This is a genomic window from Streptomyces hygroscopicus subsp. hygroscopicus (assembly GCF_030269125.1).
Lineage (GTDB): Bacteria > Actinomycetota > Actinomycetes > Streptomycetales > Streptomycetaceae > Streptomyces > Streptomyces hygroscopicus_C.
In genome coordinates this window covers 16162-30844 of the sequence record NZ_BSSM01000013.1, presented here as the reverse complement: position 1 = coordinate 30844, position 14683 = coordinate 16162, and the positions used below count along the sequence as shown (strand labels likewise).

10 protein-coding genes are annotated in these 14683 nt (G+C 66.7%); all 10 read left to right on the top strand.

Features of this window, described 5'->3' with window-relative positions; all coding sequences use genetic code 11:
- The first annotated feature begins 5 nt into the window (after positions 1-5).
- The 10 genes from QSK45_RS26345 to QSK45_RS26300 all read left to right on the top strand — a co-directional run bounded on the left by QSK45_RS26345 (position 6) and on the right by QSK45_RS26300 (position 14675).
- Entirely contained in the window at positions 6-362 is a 357-nt protein-coding gene (locus QSK45_RS26345) for a DUF4233 domain-containing protein (RefSeq protein WP_285561114.1), read from the top strand.
- 66 nt (positions 363-428) lie between these two features.
- Positions 429-842, top strand: a complete 414-nt coding sequence (gene ndk / locus QSK45_RS26340) for a nucleoside-diphosphate kinase (RefSeq protein ID WP_285561112.1) — start codon at positions 429-431, stop codon at positions 840-842.
- 207 nt (positions 843-1049) lie between these two features.
- Positions 1050-2069, top strand: coding sequence for a rod shape-determining protein (locus QSK45_RS26335; protein ID WP_285561478.1), 1020 nt, complete (start codon positions 1050-1052; stop codon positions 2067-2069).
- 168 nt (positions 2070-2237) lie between these two features.
- Positions 2238-3200 carry a rod shape-determining protein MreC gene (mreC, locus tag QSK45_RS26330; protein WP_285561111.1) on the top strand — a complete coding sequence of 321 codons (963 nt, stop codon included), beginning with the start codon at positions 2238-2240 and terminating at the stop codon, positions 3198-3200.
- Positions 3201-3218: 18 nt separating this feature from the next.
- Positions 3219-3896 (top strand): rod shape-determining protein MreD, encoded by a 678-nt coding sequence (gene mreD, locus QSK45_RS26325; protein ID WP_285561109.1) that lies wholly within the window; start codon positions 3219-3221, stop codon positions 3894-3896.
- Positions 3897-4062: 166 nt separating this feature from the next.
- A complete protein-coding gene (gene mrdA, locus QSK45_RS26320) occupies positions 4063-6315 on the top strand; it encodes a penicillin-binding protein 2 (protein WP_285561108.1) in 2253 nt (750 codons plus the stop codon).
- Positions 6312-7508, top strand: a complete 1197-nt coding sequence (rodA, locus tag QSK45_RS26315) for a rod shape-determining protein RodA (protein ID WP_285561106.1) — start codon at positions 6312-6314, stop codon at positions 7506-7508. Before mrdA ends, rodA begins: the two co-directional genes overlap by 4 nt.
- A gap of 113 nt (positions 7509-7621) precedes the next feature.
- Entirely contained in the window at positions 7622-9118 is a 1497-nt protein-coding gene (locus QSK45_RS26310; RefSeq protein WP_285561104.1) for a CYTH and CHAD domain-containing protein, read from the top strand.
- Positions 9119-9188: 70 nt separating this feature from the next.
- Positions 9189-11150, top strand: coding sequence for a TIGR03960 family B12-binding radical SAM protein (locus QSK45_RS26305; protein ID WP_285561102.1), 1962 nt, complete (start codon positions 9189-9191; stop codon positions 11148-11150).
- 1761 nt (positions 11151-12911) lie between these two features.
- Positions 12912-14675: a tetratricopeptide repeat protein gene (locus QSK45_RS26300; protein ID WP_285561100.1), complete on the top strand. Its 1764-nt coding sequence runs from the start codon at positions 12912-12914 to the stop codon at positions 14673-14675.
- Positions 14676-14683: the final 8 nt, after the last annotated feature.

Genomic DNA, 14683 nt, shown 5'->3' with positions numbered 1-14683 from the left:
CCGACGTGCGTACGCTCTGTTCATCCACGCTGATCGGCGAGTTCTTCGTCATCGGCTTCGCCGGCCTGGTCGCCATGAAGGACCCGAGCCTGTCGGTCTCCACCGTCTGGCTGGTCAGCGGCATCGCCATGGTCCTGTGCGTGCTGCTGTGCGGCATGGTGACCCGCCCCGGCGGCATCGCCCTCGGCTGGGCTCTCCAGCTCGCCCTGATCGCCTCCGGCGTCTTCGTGCCGACCATGTACTTCATGGGCGCGGTGTTCGCGGGCCTGTGGTGGGCGTCGGTGCACTTCGGCCGCAAGGTGGACGAGGCCAAGGCCCGGTTCGCCGCCGCCCAGGCCGAGTCCTCGGCTGACGCTGCGTAACGGGCGCACGGACACGCCCTGTAACCTCGTCCCACCGCACACGTCCCACGCGTAAGGAGTCCCCCCGTGAGCCAGCGCACCCTCGTCCTGCTCAAGCCCGACGCCGTCCGTCGCGGCCTGACCGGCGAGATCATCAGCCGTATCGAGCGCAAGGCCGGCTGGCAGATCACCGCGCTGGAACTGCGCACCCTGGACCAGGAGACCCTGGAGCAGCACTACGGCGAGCACAAGGGCAAGCCCTTCTACGAGCCGCTGGTCGCGTTCATGTCCTCCGGTCCCGTCGTCGCCCTGATCGTCGAGGGCGAGCGGGTCATCGAGGGCGTGCGCCAGCTCGCCGGCCCGACCGACCCGATCGCCGCCCAGCCGGGCTCCATCCGCGGCGACTTCGGCGTGATCGTCCGCGAGAACCTCATCCACGCCTCCGACTCCGAGGAGTCCGCCGAGCGCGAGGTGAAGATCTTCTTCCCGGGCCGCGCGTAATACCGGCGATAGAGGGAACGAGCGCCCCCGAACGCCCGTCTCCACAAGCGGGGCGGCCCGCCATCTGGTGACAATGGCGGAGACCCTCGCGCAGTGTCCGTGCAGGCGCGTTTACGATGGAAGCCTTCACGTCACAGCACCCGCCTCGCCTGCCTGACATGCCCTCAAAAGCTCGGGAAGGCCAGATGAATCCGGATGGGGAACTCAATGTCGTTCATCGGCCGTGACATGGCTGTCGACCTCGGGACCGCCAACACGCTGGTGTACGTCAGGGGTCGCGGAATCGTGCTCAACGAGCCGTCCGTCGTCGCGATCAACACCAACACCGGCGGCATCCTGGCGGTCGGCGCCGAAGCGAAGAAGATGATCGGCCGGACGCCGGGGAACATCGTGGCGGTCCGGCCGCTGAAGGACGGCGTCATCGCCGACTTCGAGATCACCGAGCGGATGCTGCGCTACTTCATCCTGAAGATCCACAAGCGCCGCTACCTCGCCCGCCCGCGCGTCGTCGTCTGTGTCCCCTCGGGCATCACGGGCGTCGAGCGCCGCGCGGTCATCGAGGCCTCCACCCAGGCGGGCGCCCGCCAGGTGCACATCATCGAGGAGCCCATGGCCGCGGCCATCGGCTCCGGCCTGCCGGTCCACGAGGCCACGGGCAACATGGTGGTGGACATCGGCGGCGGCACCACGGAGGTCGCGGTCATCTCGCTGGGCGGCATCGTCACCGCGCAGTCCATCAGGGTGGCGGGCGACGAACTGGACAACGCGATCATCCAGTACATCAAGAAGGAGTACAGCCTCCTCCTGGGCGAGCGCACCGCCGAGCAGATCAAGATCACCATCGGTTCGGCGTACGAGCTCGAGACCGACGAGCACACCGAAGTCCGCGGCCGGGACCTGGTGTCCGGGCTGCCCAAGACCGTCGTCATCTCGGCCGCCGAGGTCCGCAAGGCGATCGAGGAACCGGTCAACGCGATCGTGGACGCGGTCAAGACGACCCTCGACAAGTGCCCGCCGGAGCTGTCCGGCGACATCATGGACCGGGGTATCGTGCTCACCGGCGGCGGCGCCCTGCTGCGCGGCCTGGACGAGCGGCTGCGCCGCGAGACCGGCATGCCGATCCACATCGCCGAGGACCCGCTGGACAGCGTCGCCCTCGGATCCGGAAAGTGCGTCGAGGAGTTCGAGGCGCTCCAGCAGGTGCTGGACGCCCAGCCGCGGCGATGACGCGACACTTCGATTCCGCCGTACGAGACGTTCTCCTCTCGTGCGGCGGATCGTTGATATAGAGGCATAAGCTCCCCCAAATGGGCCGCTTGGATTTGCGCCGTACCTTTCGCGCTTTTCCGGGGGTCCCGACGAATTCCTACTTGAGGAAGGGCACGGCCGCCGCACGTGAGGGACACCAAAGAGAGCCGGCTGCTCCTGGTCCTGCTGATCGCCGTCGCGTTCGCGTTGATCACCGTGGATATCCGAGGGGGCCGGAACTCCCCGGTCGACGGCGCCCGGCAGGCCGCGGCCACCGTGTTCGGACCGGTGGAGGACGGGCTGTCCTCCGCGGTCGACCCGGTCGGCAACGCCGTCTCCGCGATCCGCGACTCGGACGAGCGGCACAGCAGGCTCGCCACGCTGGAGAAGGAGAACGCGGCCCTCAAGGCGAAGCTCGGCAGCGACGACCGCAGCCGCAGCCGTCTGAACCAGCTCGACCGGATGCTGAGGCTCGCGGGCGAGGGCCAGTACGGCATCAAGGGCGCCCAGGTCGTCGCCATAGGGTCGGCGCAGGGCTTCTCCTGGACCGTCACCATCGACGTCGGCGCGAGCGACGGCATCAAGCGGGACATGACCGTCCTCAACGCCGACGGTCTGGTCGGCCGGGTCACCACGGTCGGACCCGACACCTCCACCGTGCTGCTCGCCAACGACCCGGACTTCACCGTCGGCACCCGCATGGAGGGCAGCGACGAACTCGGCTTCGCGTCCGGGCAGGGCGACCGCCCGCTGCGCGTCCAACTCCTCAACGGCAAGGCCGAGGTGAAGAAGGGCGACCGTCTGGTCACCTTCGGCTCGGAGTCCGACAAGCCGTTCGTGCCGGGCGTCCCGGTCGGCGTGGTCTCCCGCGTGGACCCCTCCGGCGGCGGCCTGACGCGCACCCTGTACGTCACCCCGTACGTCAGCTTCACCAAGCTCGACATCGTCGGCGTGGTCGTCCAGGCGCCGCAGAAGGACCCGCGCGACGAGGTCCTGCCGGCCAAGCCCAAGCCGGTTCCCACGCCCACGGTCACCGTCACCGTCACCCCGTCCGCGGACGCGAACACGGGCGACCAGCAGCAGAGCGACCCGTCGCCGACCAACCAGTAGCCGTAGGAGCCCCCTCCCATGCGTGTCAACCGGATCCTGCTCTCCGTGCCGCTGGTCGTGGTCGCCCTGGTGATCCAGGTCAGCGTCCTCGCCCGCCTCCATCTGCCGGGCGCCGTCCCCGACCTGCTGCTCCTGACCGTGCTCGGCCTCGCCATGGTGTACGGCCATGTCGGCGGCGCCCTCGTCGGGTTCGCCGCCGGCCTGCTGGCCGACCTGGCCCCGCCCGCCGACCACGCGGCCGGCCGCTACGCGCTGGTGCTCTGCGTGACGGGTTACTTCGCCGGGCTGATCAAGCCGGACAACGGCCGGCTGAGGTCGGCGACCGGCCCCATGGCCGTGGTCGTCGCCGCCGCGATCGGCTCCACCCTGCTGTACGCCGGGGTCGGCGCCCTGGTCGGCGACACCGCCGCCCGCCATGTCGGCCTGCCCGGCCTGCTGGTCTCGGCCGCCCTGTACGACCTGCTGCTGGCCCCGTTCGTGGTCCCGGCGGTGATGTGGCTGGCCCGACGGTGCGACAACGACCCGCTGGCCGAGACCGCCACCAGCGCCAAGGCGGCCGACATCTCCTCGGGCTGGCTGTCCTCCGGCACCGGGCTGCGCATCGGCAGCCAGCGCACCGGACTCGGCGCGCTCAAGGCCAAGGCCCGCACCCGCTCCGCCCGGGTCGGCCGCATCAAGGGGGTCAAGCGGCTGTGAAGACGCGTCAGGCCCCGGGAGTCCCGGGGCGATTCACCCGAACGGGTCGGCATTCGTGGAACGCGGCCTCACCGACCGATCGTTCATCATGCGTACGCGCGCTGCCCGTTCGCACACACGCGCAGCGCGTCCGGACGTCCGTGCGCCGAGAGGGGGAGCAGCCGCAGTGACCAACATTCCCGAGACGGGCCGGACCCCACGGGTCCAGATCCGGCTCGTCGTGATCCAGATCCTCGTCCTCTCCCTGCTCGGCACGCTCGGCGGCCGGCTGTGGTACCTGCAGATCCGGGAGGGTGCCCAGTACCAGAAGGAGGCCTCCGGGAACCACGTCCAGCAGGTCGTCCAGCCCGCCGTGCGCGGCGAGATCCTGGACGCCCGCGGCGTGCCCCTCGCGGACAACGAGACGCGTCTGGTGGTCTCCGCCTCCCGCACCGACCTGCTCAAGCAGAAGGACGACGGCAAGGCGGTCCTGGCCAAGCTGGCCGGGGTCCTCGGCCTGAGCACCGAGGACGTCATGCAGAAGGTCCGCCTCTGCGACGCCAAGACACCCCAGCCGTGCTGGAACGGATCGCCGTACCAGCCGATCCCGATCACCGACAAGGCCACGCCCCGCCAGGCCCTGCAGATCCGCGAGCGCTCCGAGGACTTCCCCGGCATCACCGCCGAGCCCGAGGCCGTGCGCCGCTACCCCGGCCCCGGCAAGTCCAACACCGCGCAGGTCCTCGGCTACCTCTCCCCGGTCACCGACGACGAGATCCAGAAGGCCAAGGACACCAGCTCCCCCTACCTGCGCTCGGACATGGTCGGCCGCTCCGGCCTGGAGCGGCAGTACGACAAGGAGCTGCGCGGCAAGGCCGGCGTGACGCGGTACGAGGTGGACAACCTCGGGCGGGTCATCGGCAAGGCCAAGTCGGACGCCGCCGAGCCCGGTTCGAACCTGGTCACCAGCATCGACTCCCGCGTCCAGCGCGTCGCGGAGTACGAACTGGACAAGGCGATGAAGGCCGCCCGCCAGCAGTTCGACACCCTCACCGGCGAGAACTACAAGGCCGACTCCGGCGCCGTCGTCGTGATGGAGGCCAAGACCGGCCGCATCGTCGCCATGGCCTCCGCCCCCACCTACGACCCGAACGCATGGGTGGGCGGCATCTCCGCCAAGGACTACCAGGCCCTCACCGGCAAGGACTCCGACTACCCGCTGCTCAACCGGGCCATACAGGGTCAGGCCGCGCCCGGCTCGACCTTCAAGGTGGTCTCCACGGCCGCCGCGGTCCAGGCGGGCTACGCGTGGGACGGCGGCTACCCGTGCACCAGCGACTACCGGGTGGGCAACCAGGTCTTCAAGAACTTCGAGGGCGAGAACTTCGGCGACATCTCACTGGGCCGCGCCCTGGAGGTCTCCTGCGACACCGTCTTCTACGGACTCGCCGACCGGGAGTGGAAGAAGGACGGCGGCATCAACCCCAAGAAGGGCCAGCCGAAGGACTACTTCTTCAAGACCGCCCACCAGTTCGGCCTCGGCAAGCCGACGGGCATCGACCTGCCGAACGAGCTGGGCGGCCGCGTCCCCGACCGTCAGTGGAAGCTGGACTACTGGAAGGCCAACAAGGACTCCTGGTGCAAGACCGGCAAGAAGGACGGCAGTTACGTCGAGAAGATCGCCTACGAGAACTGCCTCGAAGGCAACAAGATGCGCGAGGGTGACGAGATCAACTACTCCATCGGCCAGGGCGACACCCTCGTCACGCCGATCCAGGAGGCGATGATCTACGGCGCCGTCGCCAACGGCGGCACCGAGTACGTCCCGACCATCGGCAAGGCGATCGTGAGCCCCGACGGCAAGACCGTCCAGGAGATCAAGCCCAAGGTGCAGCGCAGGCTGCCGGTCACCCAGGCCACCCTCAAGGGCATGGACGACGCCTTCGCGGGCGTCATCACCCGCGGTACGGCGGCCTGGAAGTTCAGCGGCTGGCCCCAGGACAAGATCCCGCTGCACGGCAAGACCGGTACGGCGGAGGTCTACGGCAAGCAGACCACCTCCTGGATGGCCACCTACTCCAAGGACTACGCGGTGATCATGACGATCGCCCAGGCCGGTACGGGTTCCGGCGCCTCCGGTGAGGCCGTGCGCAACATCTACAGCGCGCTCTACGGCGTCCAGGGCGACGGCTCCGTCGACAACAAGAAGGCACTGCTGCCCGAGCCGCAGAAGGCCCTGCCGAAGGTCCGCACGGACGGCACCATCGTCGCGCAGCCGGTCCCCGGCGACCCGGCGAAGGACACCGAGGCCTCCCAGAAGGACAACCCGAGCAACGGCGGCGACCAGCAGCCCGCCACCACCGCCCCCACCACCAACGGCAACAGCAACACCCGAAGGCGGCCACGCCGGAAGCGGGGAAGCCGGAGGATGCCCTCATGACCGGCGCGAACAGCTTCTCCGTCTCCGGGTACGGACCCGCGCGGGCCGGCTGGACCAGGCTCTTCGCCCGCGACTCGCTGACCCGGCGCCTGGACTGGCCGATACTGCTGGCCGCGACCGCCCTGTCGCTCATGGGCTCGCTGCTGGTCTTCTCGGCGACCCGCAACCGCACCGAGATCAACCAGGGAGACCCCTACTTCTTCCTGGAACGCCACCTGATGAACCTGGGCATCGGGTTCGCCCTGATGATCGGCACCCTGTGGCTGGGCCACCGCGCCCTGCGCAACGCGGTGCCCATCCTCTACGGCGCCTCCGTCCTGCTCGCCCTGGTGGTCCTCACCCCGCTCGGCGCCACCATCAACGGCCAGCGGAACTGGATCGTGATCGGCGGCTTCTCCATCCAGCCCGCCGAGTTCCTCAAGATCGCGATCATCCTCGGCATGGCGATGCTGCTGTCCGCGCGGGTGGACGCGGGCGACAAGCCGTACCCGGACCACCGCACCGTGGCGCAGGCGCTCGGACTCGCGGCCGTGCCCTGCATGATCCTGCTGCTGATGCCGGACCTCGGCTCGGTGCTGGCCATGGTGGCCATCATCCTGGGCGTGCTGCTCGCCTCCGGCTCCTCCAACCGCTGGGTGTTCGGGCTGCTTGCCGCCGGGGTGATCGGCTGCGTCGCCATCTGGCAGCTGCACATCCTGGACCAGTACCAGATCAACCGCTTCGCGGCCTTCGCCAACCCGGACCTGGACCCGGCCGGCGTCGGCTACAACACCAACCAGGCCCGCATCGCCATCGGCTCCGGCGGCCTGACGGGCGCCGGGCTCTTCCACGGCTCGCAGACCACCGGCCAGTTCGTGCCCGAGCAGCAGACCGACTTCGTCTTCACGGTCGCGGGCGAGGAACTGGGCTTCCTGGGCGCCGGTCTCATCATCTTCCTGATCGGCGTCATCCTGTGGCGGGCGTGCCGGATCGCCCGTGACTCGACCGAGCTGTACGGCACCATCGTCGCCGCGGGCATCGTGGCCTGGTTCGCCTTCCAGGCGTTCGAGAACATCGGCATGACCCTCGGCATCATGCCGGTCACCGGTCTGCCACTGCCCTTCGTGTCGTACGGCGGATCATCGATGTTCGCGGTCTGGGTGGCCGTGGGCCTGCTCCAGTCGATCAAGGTGCAGCGGCCGATGTCGGCGTAAGCCCCCCCGGGTCCGGGGCGGTCGGTCGGCCCACCGGGCGGGGCGGGACCTTTCCCGCCCAACACCCCGGGCGCCCTCTGCCGCCCCGGCCCGCCGCGCACTAGATTCGCTTCATGGCGGAGACGAAACGCGAGATCGAGCGCAAGTACGAATCCGATGACAGCGGGCTGCCCGACCTGACCGGCGTCGGCGAGGTGGCGGCCGTGCTCGACAAGGGCCTGGTCGAGCTGGACGCCACCTATTACGACACCGCCGACCAACGCCTCGCCGCCGCCTCCCTCACCCTGCGCCGCCGCACCGGGGGCTCCGACGCCGGCTGGCACCTCAAGCTCCCGGTCGCCCCCGGAGTCCGCGACGAGATCCAGGCCCCCCTGTCCGACACCCTCCCCGAGGAACTCGCCGCACTGGTCCGCTCCCGGGTCCGGGAGGCCGCGCTGGTCCCGCTGGTGAGACTGCGCTCCGCCCGGGACGTACGCCACCTGGTGGACGCGGACGGCACCCTGCTGGCCGAGGCGAGCGTGGACGCCGTGACCGCCGAGCGGCTCACCGGCGAGGGCGGCACCGTCCAGTGGACCGAGATCGAGGTCGAACTGGCCGACGGGGGAGACCCCGCCCTCCTCGACCAGGTCGAGAAGCGGCTGGCCAGGGCAGGTGTACGACCGTCCGCCTCGCCCTCGAAACTGGCCCGCGCCCTGGAACGCACCGGGTTCCACCGCAAACCCGTCGAGCCGGCGAAGCCCGTCACCGCGGGCGACCACGTGCTCGCCTATCTCCGTGCCCAGCGGGACGCCCTGGTCGCCCTCGACCCCGCCGTCCGCCTCGACACCCCCGACGCCGTGCACCGGATGCGGGTCGCCACCCGCCGCGCCCGCGGCACCCTGCGGACCTTCCGCGCCGTCCTCGACCGCGCCGTCACCGACCCGATCGCCGTCGAGCTGAAGTGGCTCGCGGGCGAGCTGGGAATCGACCGCGACCAGGAGGTGCTGGCCGAACGCCTGACCACGGCCCTCGACGCCCTGCCGCCCGACCTGGGCACCGGACCGGCCCACGACCGCCTCGCGTCCTGGGCGGCCGCCCGGGGCGCCGGCGCCCACGCCCACCTCACCGGCGTCCTCGACTCCTCCCGCCACCTCGCCCTCCTGAACACCCTGGACGCCCTGCTCGCCGACCCGCCGCTGCGCGAGGCGGCCGCGCGGAAACCGAGGAAGGTACTCGGCAAGGCCGTGGAGAAGGACCTGGCGCGGCTCGCCACCCTGATCGAGCGAGCCCTGGACCTCCCACCCGGCGAAGACCGCGACCTCGCCCTGCACGAGGCCCGCAAGAAGGCCAAGCGCACCCGTTACGCCGCCGAGGCCGCCACCCCCGCCCTCGGCGCCCCCGCCCGCGACCTCACCGCCGCCATGAAGTCCCTCACCACCCTCCTCGGCGACCACCAGGACAGCGTCATGGCCCGCCGCACCCTGCGCGAGCTGGCCGCGGTGGCCCACGCGGCGGGGGAGAGCGAGTTCCCGTACGGGGTGCTGTACGCCAGGGAGGAGGCGCGGGCGGCGGCCGCGGAGGCAGAGCTGCCCGAGCGGTGGCGGAAGGCCCGGGGCCGCTCGCTCGGCTGACCGTTCGGAGGAGACCCGCGGGCGGGTTAGGCTGGGTGGTCACCCCTGTCAGCTCATGAAGGTTCGCGAGATGCCTGTCGAGTCGGTTTTCCCGCAGCTCGAAGCTCTGCTCCCGCACGTGCAGAAGCCCATCCAGTACGTAGGCGGAGAACTCAACTCCACCGTCAAGGACTGGGACGAGTGCGACGTCCGCTGGGCGCTCATGTACCCGGACGCGTACGAGGTCGGTCTGCCCAACCAGGGCGTCATGATCCTCTACGAGGTGCTCAACGAGCAGGACGGCGTCCTCGCCGAGCGCACCTACAGCGTGTGGCCGGACCTGGAGGCGCTGATGCGCGAGCATCGCGTCCCGCAGTTCACGGTCGACAGCCACCGCCCGGTGAGGGCCTTCGACGTGTTCGGCCTCAGCTTCTCCACGGAGCTGGGCTACACGAACATGCTCACCGCGCTGGACCTGGCCGGCATCCCGCTGGAGTCCCGGGACCGCACCGACGACGACCCGATCGTCCTGGCCGGCGGCCACGCCGCCTTCAACCCGGAACCGATCGCCGACTTCATCGACGCGGCGATCATCGGCGACGGCGAGCAGGCCGTCCTCGACATGACCCGGATCATCCGGGAGTGGAAGGCCGAGGGCCGCCCGGGGGGCCGCGAGGAGGTCCTCCTCCGGCTGGCGAAGACGGGCTCGGTGTACATCCCGGCCTTCTACGACGTCGAGTACCTGCCCGACGGCCGTATCAGCCGCGTCGTCCCGAACAGGTCGGGTGTGCCCTGGCGGGTCTCCAAGCACACCGTCATGGACCTGGACGAGTGGCCGTACCCCAAGCAGCCCCTCGTCCCGCTGGCCGAGACGGTCCATGAGCGCATGTCGGTGGAGATCTTCCGCGGCTGCACCCGCGGCTGCCGCTTCTGCCAGGCGGGCATGATCACCCGCCCGGTGCGCGAGCGCTCCATCACGGGCATCGGCGACATGGTCGACAAGGGCCTGAAGGCCACCGGCTTCGAAGAGGTCGGCCTGCTGTCCCTGTCCTCGGCGGACCACTCGGAGATCGGCGACATCGCCAAGGGCCTGGCGGACCGCTACACGGACGACAAGATCGGTCTCTCGCTGCCCTCCACCCGCGTCGACGCCTTCAACGTCGACCTGGCCAACGAGCTGACCCGCAACGGCCGCCGCTCCGGCCTGACCTTCGCCCCCGAGGGCGGCTCCGAGCGCATGCGCAAGGTCATCAACAAGATGGTCTCGGAGGAGGACCTGATCCGTACGGTCGCCACCGCCTACGGCAACGGATGGCGCCAGGTGAAGCTGTACTTCATGTGCGGCCTGCCCACGGAGACCGACGAGGACGTCCTGCAGATCGCCGACATGGCGACCCACGTCATCCAGAAGGGCCGCGAGGTCTCCCGCTCGAACGACATCCGCTGCACGGTGTCGATCGGCGGCTTCGTCCCCAAGCCCCACACCCCCTTCCAGTGGGCCCCGCAGCTGTCGGCGGAGGAGACGGACGCGCGCCTGGAGAAGCTGCGCGACAAGATCCGCGGCGACAAGAAGTACGGCCGCTCCATCGGCTTCCGCTACCACGACGGCAAGCCCGGCATCGTGGAGGGCCTGCTCTCCCGCGGCGACCGCCGCGTGGGCGACGTCATCCGCGCCGTCTACGAGGACGGCGGCCGCTTCGACGGCTGGCGTGAGCACTTCTCCTACGACCGCTGGATGGCCTGCGCCGACAAGGCCCTCGCCGCCCACGGCGTCGACGTCGACTGGTACACCACCCGCGAGCGCACCTACGAGGAGGTGCTCCCCTGGGACCACCTCGACTCCGGCCTCGACAAGGACTGGCTCTGGGAGGACTGGCAGGACGCCCTCGACGAGACCGAGGTCGAGGACTGCCGCTGGACCCCCTGCTTCGACTGCGGCGTCTGTCCGCAGATGGACACGGCCATACAAATCGGCCCGACCGGCAAGAAGTTGCTGCCTCTGACGGTCAAGAACGCAGGTCAGGCACCCACTTCGAGTGGTCACGCGCACTGAGGTGAGCGAGACACTCGATCGGGTGATTGAGGCGTTGGCGGGGGCTAGTGAGGACGAGGTGGCGGCTGCGCTGGCTGCGGTCGGCACCTCGGTCCCTCGCCCGTCGGCGCCGCCGGCGCCCTCTCGGACGCCGCTACCGGGCCCTGGAATTAGCCCGCACATCGTTTCCGAGGTGGAGTGGGTCTGAGGGCCAGTCTTAAGCGGATGCTTGTCTCTGGCTCGAGCTGGTTTGTCGACGCAAACCAGCCCCTTCTGACGGCATGCCACGGAGCGGAACCCGTGCAGTGCCATCTGTAAGAGCCCGGTAACTGTTTGCCAATCAACCTGGGCTTCTGGCTACCTGACGCCTGGCGTCATCCAGTGACCCTGGTGTGCCTCGTTGATCTAGTCGGTCGTGATCAGCGATCTTCGTGCCCTCGTGGTCCCCGGTACCTTCGACGGCGCCAGATCCTGATACGGATACGTGGAACCATGCACGGGCGCTGGAGCGTGTGCTGTAAAACAGTGGTATACGGTCAAAGCACCCTGGGGGCAACACGTGACTCAGTCAGCGAAGCGTGGTGTCGCAGCCTTTCTCACTGTTGTGGTGGCTGCTGCAACGGGTCTCGTTACGAACGTCGTTAGTGACAGGCCTCTTTGGGCTTGGTGGGTAGCCCTCACCATACTCGTGGCCGTGGGGGCGTCCTTGCAGTACTACCTCAGCAGAGACGGATCGCCTGAAGACTCCGCTAGGCCAACGACGGCCCTAGGTACCGGATCTGTGTCGATCGGAGGGTCTTCGCGAGCGACGATCAAGACTCGAGTCGTAGGCCAGGGACAGTTGAGCAGTCCGGTGCAAGCGCACGGTGTCACTGCAACCGGGCCGGGAGCCGTTGCAGTGGGGGGCGATGCCGAGGGACCCATTGAGACGGAGATTACTCAGAGCCCCGAGGAGACTCGTTGAAGACACGCGGCACGGAAGCCAGTGGTACCGCCGCAGTGGCGATCAGCGGGGATGCGCATCAGCCAGTCCTGACTAACCCAACTTTCTTCAATATCAGCCTCCCTGAAGCTTCCAGCACACTGCCGACTCGTCTGCGGCTACTGCCTCCCGACATCCCGGACTTCGTTGGCCGACAAGCTGAGATCGAGCTATTAGGGATTTCGTCCCCCGCTGCGAATACCTGTACACCCCCTGTTAGGGCAATTATCACTGGGAAGCCGGGTGTAGGAAAGACCGCCCTGGCAGTCCATGCTTCTTACCTCGCGAGCGATTCATATGCTGACGGCGACCTCTACGTAGATCTGCGTGGCGCCGACGAATATCCAGCGCCGCCTGAGGAAGTAATGGGTCGCCTCATGAGGTCCCTCGGCATACCGGAAGAGGAAATCCCGGGCGACCCTCTAGCCAGGCTAGATGCCTATCGGAAAGCTGTAGCTGATCGACCGCTCATCATTGTTCTAGATAATGCTAGTGACGAACGACAGGTACGGCCCCTTATACCTGCAGGGAATTCAGCCCTTGTGCTAATCACTAGCCGAAGCCAGCTGCGCGGGTTAGAAGGGTTCTGTAGAATCGATCTCGAGGTCTTCCCCTCGTCCACGTCTCTTAATTTCCTCAGAAGGGTAACCGGGGACGACGTTGTGGGGGCGGATCAAATGAGTGCGGAAAAAGTAGTCGAGGCGTGCGGATATCTTCCGCTAGCGCTACGGATTGCGGCAAATCGACTTACCGCGACACGCAACATGCGCATGTCCCACCTCGCGCAAGAGCTAACAGACATGCGCGATGTCCTTGGAGCTCTGGAGGCTGGCGATTTAGCCGTCAGGGCGGCCTTTAACCTCTCGTATCGAAAGCTTGGGAAGGGTGCAAAAAATGCCTTCAAGAGACTTTCATGCGTACCTGGCGAAGACTTTGGACCTGGCTTGTGCTCATCCTTGATGAGATGCGACGAACGTCAGGCAGGAAGGCTACTTTCTAGGCTTGCAGAGGCCAACCTGATCGAACATGCAGCAACGTACGGCAGATATCGTTTCCATGACCTCCTGCGGGTTTACGCGCAGGAGAAATTTGACGGGGATGACGCAAAAAAGAAGTCGCAAGCAATCCAGTCTATGCTCGACTGGTTGAAGGATTCGACTGTTAAGGCCCAATTTTTCCTCATTGGCCATACAGGAGTAGAGTTCCATCTAGGAAATGCCGCAGAAATCGATTCGGCGGAATCAGCCGCTGCATGGGCAAGAGAAGAACTTCCCAATGCTGCAGCCGCTATTAATATGACGCTCATTCATGACACCAATGAGAGGGCTGTCGGCTTTGCCGCCTCTCTGTCTAGCATCTGCGACGTTCTAGGTGAATGGCAGATTTGGGAGGAAGTTCTTCACACAGGTATCCCGGCTGCCAGCCAGCTAGATGACCCGCTGGGCGAGATTGCATTGCTTGGCGCTCAGGCGAATCTCGCGCGGTATAGGCGGGAATTTGATCAGGGGCTTGAGCTCGCTTCCCGTGTATATTTGAAATCGCTAGAGTCGGGAATTGATGTTGCGATCGCCTCATCTGCGAACCAGCTCGCTTGTCTATTTATGGACTGCGGGCGACACGGGGAGGGAATTCCTCTCCTCGAAAAATGCCTGGAGATTTATCGGCGGCTCGATCTTCAGCACGAAATCGGAAAAGTTCTTTACAATCTAGGGACGATTCATCGGGCCTCAGGGGAAACCAGAAAAGCCATCGAATACTTCAAATTGGATCTGCAAGTGTGCCTGGAATCTGGGGATGAACCAGGCGCGGCAGAGACCTTGAATACTCTTGCGATAGCTCATTTTGAAATGGGTAACCTAGAAGAAGCGGAAAAGCTTCAGCGGGCTTCGCTGGAAAAATTCAAGAAAATCGGAAACCCTCATAAAGTGAGTATGGTGAGTAATGATCTTGGGGTCACACTCAGACGGCTTCAGAAATTCAACGAGGCGCTTGACTTGCATCTTGAGGACGTTGAACTGTGTAGAACGATTGGTAGCCGGTCAGGTGAAGCACTAGCGCACGCAAACGTTGCCGAGACGCTCTATGCCCTCGGAGACCCAGAAGGTGCCGAGGGCAGGTTCAATGCGGCCATTTCTGTGCTTAGCGAACTGGGTGACAAGTCCCGTCTAGCGCACGTTCTGGTTTCTCAAGCCCCGCTACTCCTCGCGCTTCAGAAGATCCAGATCGCCGAGGAGTATGCATCTCAGGCGATCGCTATACTACTTGAGTACGGGCAGACGCGCGATGCTGCTGGTGCGCACCAGCTCCTTGCTCGTGAATATGCGCTAATCGGTGAGCATGAGAAATCTCTGTCGCACGCCAAGGAATCAATCCGGCTCAGTGAGGATTTCACGTCTCCGTATTTTCGAGCAGTGGGCTACATTATTGCGGTGGAACAGTGCTTGCAGCTCCGCCTAGCTGAGGAGGCTGAGAGTTTCGGTGAAGCGCTCCAGAAGCTGGTAGTGGAAAACCCGGAGCTATTTGCCTCACTCGGAGAGAGCCTGGATAAAGCTCTCAAGTCATAATTTCCTCC